Source organism: Castellaniella sp., from assembly GCF_034007085.1.
In the GTDB taxonomy this organism is placed as follows: Bacteria; Pseudomonadota; Gammaproteobacteria; order Burkholderiales; family Burkholderiaceae_B; genus Castellaniella.
This window is the reverse complement of record NZ_JAVERO010000188.1, coordinates 1-3,262: the sequence shown is the minus strand read 5'-3', so window position 1 is coordinate 3,262 and position 3,262 is coordinate 1. Positions and strand designations below refer to the sequence as shown.

Annotated in this window: 3 protein-coding genes; 1 reads left to right on the top strand and 2 read right to left on the bottom strand. The window is 63.4% G+C overall.

From position 1 onward, the window contains the following. Both RBR29_RS11425 and RBR29_RS11420 read right to left on the bottom strand, forming a co-directional pair. Nucleotides 1–307 (bottom strand): iron chelate uptake ABC transporter family permease subunit (locus tag RBR29_RS11425; protein WP_320349390.1); only part of this gene is annotated, 307 nt, incomplete at its 3' end. A 4-nt stretch (nt 308–311) separates the two neighbouring features. Further along, nucleotides 312–2,564 carry a TonB-dependent receptor gene (locus RBR29_RS11420; protein WP_320349388.1) on the bottom strand — a complete coding sequence of 751 codons (2,253 nt, stop codon included), beginning with the start codon at nt 2,562–2,564 and terminating at the stop codon, nt 312–314. A gap of 517 nt (nt 2,565–3,081) precedes the next feature. On the opposite strand from RBR29_RS11420, the gene RBR29_RS11415 reads away from it, so the two are divergent. Then, nucleotides 3,082–3,262: thiamine pyrophosphate-binding protein (locus tag RBR29_RS11415; protein WP_320349386.1), on the top strand; the 181-nt coding region annotated here is incomplete at its 3' end.

The window sequence follows — 3,262 nt, the reverse complement described above, 5'->3', positions numbered from 1 at the left end:
AACCCGCGCCGGCAGACACGCCCAGCAGGGCGGGGGAGGCCAGGGGGTTGCGAAACAGGGTCTGGTACGCAGCGCCTGCCGCCGCCAGGCTGGCCCCGGTGAGCACGGCGGCGGCGATCCGGGGCAGCCGGATCGACCAGATGACGTCGCTGGCAGCCTGGTCCGGCGCAGGTGTCCAGAGCAGGGCGGCGACCTGGCCGGGAGGGATCGGGAAATCTCCCTGACCCAGGGCCAGGATGATGCCGCCGGCCAGCAGGCCCGTGAGGGTCAGCAGGACGGGGTGTGCAGCTGCAGACGCGTGGGCCATGGGTTCAGAACCGCCCGGACAGGGCCAGGACGACGGTCCGAGGTGCGCCAGGGTAGTAGCTGGGCTTGCCGCCTACCGTGTAGTCGGAACTGTTGATGACGCCGATGTAGCGCTTGTCGAACAGGTTCGAGACCGTCAGCCCCAGAGAGGCATCACGGATGCCCATGAACCGGCTGAAATCATAGGAGACCCCGGCATCGAACACGGTATGGCTGGCGACCCGTTCTTTTTCTTCGGTATCGCCGAAACGCGAGCCGATGTGATTGGCTGCCAGCATCAGGGTCCAGGCGCCCGGCCGCCAGACCGCAGTGGCCTTGGCCATATGGCGGGGCGAATCCTGCATCTGCTTGCCGCCGACCGGGATGACGGTGCCGGCCTTGGTGGCGATGTCATCGTCATAGGATGCCTTGTTCCAGGACCAGGACAGATAGACGTCGAGATCGGAGACAGGGTTCAGGCCGAGTTCCAGTTCCAGCCCCTTGGCGGTCGCGCGTGCGGCTGACTGGTGATAGGACACGTTGATGTCCGGATCGAACATGTTCAGCTGCTTGTGCTTGTAGCGGGTGTAGTACAGGGTCGAGGCGATGTAGCCCGTAGGGAAGCTGTAGCGCAGGCCCAGGTCGTAGTTGTCCGATTGTTCAGGCCGCAGACCATTCCAGATGTCGTTGAAGTGCAGCCCGGCCGCCTGGAAGGCGGCCTTGTTCTGGGTGTAGGTGCTGGCGACCGAGCCCCAGTTCTGCCGGCCATAGGTGCGCCCATAATGGGCACTGGCCAGCAGGTCTGGCGTGATGTGCCAGGCGATGCCGGCATTGGGCAGCCAGGACCGGTAGGTGCGGCCTTTGGAATACATGTCCGGGCTGGGCGTCACCCCGTCGGCTTCGAAGTATTGGAAGGAGGGGTCCTTGTATTGCATGTAGCGCAGGCCACCGCTGAGTTCGACCGGACCGTACTGCCAGGTGACCGTCGCATATGGGTTCATGTACTTGTGGCGGGTGGTCTCGGCCAGCGTGCTCCATTGACGGAACGCCAGCGAGCCGTCCGGCTGGATTTCGTAGGATGCGCGGTCAGTGGGCGGGGGCGGGGCCTCGCTGGATTGATACCAGTAGCCGACCCGCCATTCACCCCAGTCCGGCCGGGATTCGTAATGCAGGTCGAAGCCGTAGTTGTCGTGATCGACGTTCCAGCGGTTCACACCGGGCTTGCCCTTGCCCAGTTCGTTGGCGCTGCCCGAAAGCACCCAGCCTTTTTCCTGCCAGTAGTAGGGCTTGAACACGATTTGATCGTGATCGCCCAGGGCGATGCGCACATCGCCGATCAGGGCCTTGTTGGTCAGGTCCTGGCGGTTGAACTGGTAATAGAACACATCGTCCTTGGCGTTGCCGGTCAAGCGGTCGTTGTAGACGATGTCTTCGTACTGGGATTCGTCCTGTGCCTGGGCGTGACTCAGGGCGCGATTCGAATGCCAGCGGATCTGGTGATGGACGCCGTAGAGCTTGGCCTGGATCCTGGGCGAAATGTCCAGGGCGATGGCGGCTTCGATGTTGGTGCGGCGGGAGTCGCCCGGACCGCGCCATTGATCGGCCAGCGTGTCGGATACCGAGACAAAGGCACGGGCCGCATGGCTACCCAGGTCGCCGGTGTCCAGACGCACGAATGTGCGACGGAAATCATAGGTGCCGAACGACTGTGCGGCCTGGGCGCTGAAGCGGTGTTCCGGCCAGCGCAATTCCGAATCGACGACCCCGGAATTGGAAAAGCCGAATCCGCGGTCGGCAGCAACGGGGCCGCGGGTCAGGCTGATGCTGCTCAGGTTTTCGAGGTCGACCAGATCGGCCCCGCCTTTGCCGTTGGCGAACCCCGGTTCGCCTGCGATCGGCAGGCCATTCAGAGTCCTGCCGATGTGCGTCGAGCTCTTGCCCCTGAGCCTCAGGCTGGATGGGCGGCCCAGGCCATAGGGGTCGGCACTTTGGAAGTTGACGGAAGGGGCGGCTCGCAGGGCCGTCCATGGATTGCTCTGGGCCGGGCCGCCGAACAGGCGGATGCCTTCGGCGTTGACGCGTGTGATGGTGTCTCCTGAGGGGGCAGGGGCGATGGGTTCACGGGCATGTTCGCCCTGGATTTCGACCGGCGCCAGCGAACGGACGGTGTCGTCGGCGGTTTGAGATCCGGTGCCGGCGGCTGCAGAGGCCCCTCCCCACAGGCCCAGAGCCACCAGCAGGGCAAGCCCCAGCGGTGAGTGTTTGCTGTGCAGATTCATTGTTATGGCGCTATAGATTTGTATATATAACGAAACTGGCAGTGTAGGAAAGAACCAGGGGCGGAGCAATGCGCATGGGACCGGAATCAGGGGGCTGTTTGATTTGCTGCAATCGGGGGCTGTGACGTGTCGCCATGACGGGGCGCATGGGCATGGCTGGCTGGCGCTGTGCCCCGCTTGCGCCGCATGTTGCAACGCGGTAAATTAAGTCTTCGGCTGGCCCCATCGCGGCCACCCGATGCGGCGAACGCTCCCGGGCCACACACCCGGTTTTTTTCGTCTTCCGTTTTCATGCTCCAGGATGTGTCACAAGCGCGGTCCGGGGCGTCCATTTCCACCACATTGCGCCTGAAGGCGCGAGTATCTGGTGTCAAGGGGTACAGATTGGTCCCGCGATGTGTCCGGGCAAAGCGATTCCGTGAATCGCCCAGCGTCGGATCATGTGGCGGGGTGCTGGTACTGGCCCAGGTCTTCGATGGCCGCTTGGTGCTCGATACGGGTCAAGAAAGGAACCATCATGGAACTCAATGGCGCCGACATCGTCGTGCGTTGTCTCATCGAGGAAGGCGTGGACCACGTGTTCGGCTACCCAGGCGGCGCGGTCCTCTACATCTACGACGCAATCTACAAGCAGGATAAATTCCAGCACGTGCTCGTGCGGCACGAACAGGCTGCCGTCCACGCTGCCGATGCCTATT